This is a genomic window from Effusibacillus pohliae DSM 22757 (genome assembly GCF_000376225.1).
GTDB classification, from domain to species: Bacteria; Bacillota; Bacilli; order Tumebacillales; family Effusibacillaceae; genus Effusibacillus; species Effusibacillus pohliae.
On the sequence record NZ_AQXL01000014.1, the window covers coordinates 1 to 1,385 of the forward strand.

2 protein-coding genes and 1 pseudogene are annotated in these 1,385 nt (G+C 51.2%); 2 read left to right on the forward strand and 1 reads right to left on the reverse strand.

Going from position 1 to position 1,385, the window contains the following annotated elements; translation table 11 throughout:
• A pseudogene (locus C230_RS18815) lies at positions 1 to 284 on the reverse strand (DDE transposase); the annotation flags it as partial.
• A gap of 144 nt (positions 285 to 428) precedes the next feature.
• Here C230_RS18815 and C230_RS21060 point away from each other — a divergent pair.
• A complete protein-coding gene (locus C230_RS21060) occupies positions 429 to 842 on the forward strand; it encodes a helix-turn-helix domain-containing protein (RefSeq protein ID WP_018130092.1) in 414 nt (137 codons plus the stop codon).
• Positions 839 to 1,225: a gamma-glutamylcyclotransferase family protein gene (locus C230_RS0100150; protein ID WP_018130093.1), complete on the forward strand. Its 387-nt coding sequence runs from the start codon at positions 839 to 841 to the stop codon at positions 1,223 to 1,225. Before C230_RS21060 ends, C230_RS0100150 begins: the two co-directional genes overlap by 4 nt.
• Positions 1,226 to 1,385 lie beyond the last annotated feature (160 nt).

Below are 1,385 nucleotides of genomic sequence, written 5' to 3' on the forward strand. Positions count from 1 at the left end.
TCGAGTCTGCTGTGGACACGCTCCACCGCCGTTCGCTTGTCATATTCTTTCTCCCACTTGTAGCTGGCTCGGTCAATCGGCGTAAAGATGCGGCGATCTTCCGATAGCGGAATGCGAATGCCTTGTGCCACCGGACATTGAGCTTGTCCTTTGCATTCGATTCCAAACTGCTTGGCCGGACAAAGCTTCTTCAATGTATTCCGGTCTTTCTCGAATCCGCCGTTGCCCATCTCCCTTTGCTTTCCCGTCCGGACAGATACAATAAACCGTACCCTTGTAGTCATAGACCACATTTTCCCTGTCTTTCAAAAGCCGCTTTTGCTCGCCGTCCTTCCAGCAATTGAAGTCCAATAATTGAAATGTGCAACGATTTGCGTTGCATTTTTTCTTTCCTCTTTATATACTATAGATAAGGAAGGTGTTTATTTATGGATAAAAATGAGCTTCGAGTCAGTGGAGAATACCTGCGTGATATTCGCAAAAAAAAGGGGCTCACCTTAGATCAAGTAGCTGATATCGTGGGAACGACCGCCGGGTATCTCAGCCATATTGAACGAGGCACGAAAAGAAATCCAAGCTACAAAATTGTGCTCGGATTGGCAAAGCTATACGGCCTGCCGGTGGAAGACCTGATCGGCGAAGCCGCCCCACCAACCAATACTGTTGATCTCATCGAACAGTTGTACAAGGCTGATGTGGTTTTGTACGAAGGCCGCGAGATCGACGTGCGGGACGAGTTTGTGGCGGCCCGGATTGAGACGGGGATCCGGATGGGGATCGCTTGGGCTTTGGAATTGATCGAGAAGAGAAAAAACGAGGACGAAAGGAGGCGTCATCGATGATTAGTGTGTTTGTCTACGGCACGTTTCTTACCGGAGAGGTTAATCACCGTGTAGCTGCACCGTATATTCGCGGCGTACCACCGGGCTGCGTTCGAGGCCGGCTGTACGATGTGGGCGTATTCCCGGCATTGGTGTTGGACGATGAGGGGCGCGAAATTCAGGGCGAGTGGTTCGACGTAACGGAGGAAGGTTTGAAAGCGATGGACCGGTTGGAAGGATACCGGGGGCCCGGCAGGAAGAATCTCTATGAGCGGGTGTGGGCCCAAGACATTTCCAATGGCAGGTCCGGTTGGGTCTATGTGTGGACGGATTCCCGAGGGTGTCCGGAGATCCCAGGAGGATCGTGGAGGGAGTATCGATCCGTTCGGGGGGTTCGTGCATAATGAAAACGATCAATTTGCAGGGAATGGGCAATTATCCGGCCATCCCGGCAAAAGAGATCCAGGTGGGCGCGGTTTTGGTTTGGAATTATGGGTATACGAGTGAAGTGGTGGATATACAGTTCAGCAAAACCGGAAAAACGATGACTGTGAAACTGAAAAC